Raw genomic sequence first — 3,321 nt, 5'->3', positions numbered from 1 at the left:
CGGCAAGGTGGGCATTTACGAGCCGATTCACGGCAGCGCACCCGACATCGCGGGGCAGGGGATCGCAAACCCGATCGCTACGATCTTAAGCGCTGCGATGATGCTAAAATACGCATTCGGCGAAAATGAGGCCGCAGCCGCGATCGAAAGCGCCGTGCGCGCTGTGCTTCGCGACGGATACCGCACCAAGGACATCGCGCAGTACGACGCCAAAGAAATTTGCTCGACTGCAGAGATCGGCTCGATCATCGCAGATTACGCAAGCAAGGCTTAGGAGCTAGCTTTGAACGGCGCACTAGCATACGCTATGGAGCTTGAGAAAAAAGGCGATATCTACGGTGCAATGCGGATTTGTCGCGGTATTTTACGCGATAATCCGCAAGATGGCGATGCGGCGGTGCTTTTTGCGCGGCTAAATTTAAATCATCGAGTAAGTTCTGGCGTCAATATGGCGATGCTGGAGCGCTTTTTTAGCGTCGATGCACGTAAACAAGCAGAATTTAAGAGGTGGCTAATTGATGTATGAAAATGAACTAGAAGATATCATCGAAGCAGTCAATGAGATGAAAGCACAAAAGCGCGTGCAAGATTTGGCGGTGCAGCAAGAGGGGGCTATGAATGCAAACGGCGCTGAAGCAGAAGCACAGGCTTCGCAGGATGCTTTAAGCCCCGCTTCTTTTGCGCCAGATCCCATTGCACCTGATGCCTTAAATTCTACATCTGCGCTGGATATCGCTTCACCAAAGGCGCAAAATTTCACTTCCTTAGATACTAAAAATTCCACTTCGCGCTTTATTTCATCGGACGCTTTAAATTCCACCCTAGATCGTTCAAATTCCCTACAGAGTAAGAGCTCTGCGCCTAGCAGCGCAGAATTTGCAGCGGACGCTACTTTAAAAAAATCTGCCGCAAAAGATGAAAATTTTACTTTTTCCAGCGAGGAGAATTTTAAAAACTCTGATCTTACAAGCAGTGAAAATTCCGTGGCCTCCGTCTCTTTAAATGGAGAAAATTTTATAAATTCCACTTCCACAAGTGGCAAAAATTCCACAAATTCAACCTTTGCAAACGATGAAATTTTAAAAAGCTCCGCTGCGAAATTTGACGAAAGCTTTCGTGATTTATCGGGCATCGCAGGCGAAATTTACGATAGTTTAGGCAGCGATATGAATGGGTTTATTTCGCCGCAAAGCAGGGACGCAAGCATAGCGCAAAGCTCTGCCGAAAGTAAAGATTTTGAATTAGCGCTAAATTCTACGGATGACGACTCCCAAAGTGAGCAAGATTTGACGCCTCGTATTTTAGGCGCGCATTTTAAGGAGCTAAGCAATGACGATTTTGGGCCTGGCTCTGATTTCAAAGAAAACGAAGTTGACGATTATTTCAGTACGGCGCATTCTAAAAAGCAGGATTTAGCGTCGCTTCAAGCTCAAAATTTCGCCGCACTAGAGATCCGAAATGCTGCCGTGCAGCAGCAAAATTTCGTTTCGCAGCCGCAGAATTTTACGACGCCTGAGGTGCGAGACGATGAGCTCGCCACGCCGCAGCTTCGCAATTCCGCCAAGCAGGATATGCAAGCGGGAGGTTTTGCCTCTTCTGGTGCTAAAAATTCCGCCATGCGCCAGCCTGAAGCAGTGCGACATCTCGAGGCTGCGAGACAACCTCAAGCGGGCTACAAATCAAAATATCTCGCAAATACAGATTTTAAAATTTCAAGCGAAGCGGAGTTTTTGAGCGCGATAAAAGAGCGAATTTTAGTGCTTTTTGAGGGGCTGAACGCTTTTGAGAAGGGCGATTTGAACGCGCGTGTGGAGCTAAATTTAAAATTTATGGAATTTTTGCTTGCAAGTATCGAAAACCGACTTGAAAATCTATCAAAATGACGATTTCATCGCGCTTTTAGATTATCTTAAAAAATTTAGCTCACGCATATATCTGGTAGGCGGCTGCGTGCGCGATCATTTTTTGGGGCGGGCGAGCGCTGATGTGGATGTGGAGCTTTACGATGTGGGACCGCGCCGCTTCGAGCGAATTATGCAGGACTTCGGCGCACAGGGCGTCGGCAAAAGCTACTTCGTTTATAAATACAAAAGCTTTGACATCTCGCTTCCGCGCACCGAGAGTAAGACGGGCATCGGGCACAAGGGCTTTAGCGTTGCTTTGGCTACGGACGAACGTGAAGCTAGTAGGCGGCGCGATTTTACGATCAATGCGATGATGATAGACGCTATAAGTGGCAAAGTGCTCGATTTTTACGGCGGGCTTGCGGATTTGCATGCGAGGATTTTGCGAGTGGTTGATCCGCACACTTTTGTAGAGGATAGCTTGCGCGTGTATCGCGCGGTGCAGTTTGCCGCAAGATTTGAGCTTCGCGCCGAGCCGCGCACTTTAGAGCTTATGCGTAGTATCGACGCTAGCGATCTTAGTCGCGAGCGCGTTAAAGCGGAGCTGATTAAATTTTTTCGTGCACCTGCGCACCGATATGGGATGATGCTAATGCAAGAGCTGGGGCTTTATGAGCGAGTTTTTGGATTGCGGATTGATACGCGTACGCATGAGCGGCTGATAAAATTCATAGAGCATGGCGAATCTTTTGTGCGAAATGAAATGTTTTTTTTATACGCGTTTTTGAATTTTTTAGGATTAGATAAAAATAAAATTTTAAAGAATTTAGGGCTAAATTCGCTTTATAAAAGGCTACTTAGTGAGCCGTTTTTTAAGCGGGTAAGCGACGAGCGACTATGTAAAATCGCTCTAAAAATGCCGCTTAAGCAGTGGCTCGGGCTGTATTGTAAAGGTAGGGTGCAAGCATCAAAGCGGCTTGGGATTTGGGATAAGAAATTTAAAAGCTTGGTTTGCGCCGCGGATGTCGCTCGCAATCTGCGCGGCGCTGCGATCGGCAAGGAGATCAAGAGGCTGCAAGAAGCGGAGATTAGGGCGTTTGTAGCGGCTTTAAAAGCGTAAATTTAGAGAGATTTCTGTAAAATCGCCGTTTTATTTAGGAGCTAGTTTTATGAAAAAATTCTATCGTCGCGACGAAATTTACGCGTTTTGTAAGAATGCTGCGTCTTTGCAAAAATGCGCTTTTTGCTTTGATCGCAGGCGAAATCTCGTGATTTTTGCTGCGCGAAATTTTATCTTTTATGGCGAGCGAAATTTAAATTTTTGCGGCGTAAGATTTCATAGTGCAAAGCTTAGCTCGGTAGAATTTTATGACACAGAATTTTACCTATTAAAATTTCATCCGTCGTGCCGCCATACCGAAAAAGCCCACGAGGCGAAGTTTTATGGATCGAGAGAATTTTGCAGATCGCATCACTG

Annotated in this window: 4 protein-coding genes; all 4 read left to right on the top strand. The window is 46.4% G+C overall.

Features of this window, described 5'->3' with window-relative positions; all coding sequences use genetic code 11:
• Nucleotides 1-274, top strand: a 274-nt coding sequence (locus Q0256_RS02970) for an isocitrate/isopropylmalate family dehydrogenase (protein ID WP_297959910.1), incomplete at its 5' end; no start/stop codon positions are given.
• A gap of 9 nt (nt 275-283) precedes the next feature.
• Nucleotides 284-526, top strand: coding sequence for a hypothetical protein (locus tag Q0256_RS02965; RefSeq protein ID WP_297959908.1), 243 nt, complete (start codon nt 284-286; stop codon nt 524-526).
• A complete protein-coding gene (locus Q0256_RS02960; RefSeq protein ID WP_297959906.1) occupies nt 519-1,883 on the top strand; it encodes a hypothetical protein in 1,365 nt (454 codons plus the stop codon). The genes Q0256_RS02965 and Q0256_RS02960 overlap by 8 nt, the downstream gene beginning before the upstream one ends.
• Nucleotides 1,843-2,964: a CCA tRNA nucleotidyltransferase gene (locus Q0256_RS02955; protein WP_297959904.1), complete on the top strand. Its 1,122-nt coding sequence runs from the start codon at nt 1,843-1,845 to the stop codon at nt 2,962-2,964. Before Q0256_RS02960 ends, Q0256_RS02955 begins: the two co-directional genes overlap by 41 nt.
• Nucleotides 2,965-3,321 lie beyond the last annotated feature (357 nt).

Source organism: uncultured Campylobacter sp. (assembly GCF_937949835.1).
Taxonomy (GTDB): domain Bacteria; phylum Campylobacterota; class Campylobacteria; order Campylobacterales; family Campylobacteraceae; genus Campylobacter_B.
Note: the sequence above shows the minus strand (reverse complement) of the source record. Positions and strands in the feature narration are given on the sequence as shown.

Bases quoted from the DNA above. Each gene is read 5' to 3' on its own strand.
- Q0256_RS02960 (WP_297959906.1), top strand. From the start codon at position 519: ATGTATGAAAATGAACTAGAAGATATCATCGAAGCAGTCAATGAGATG.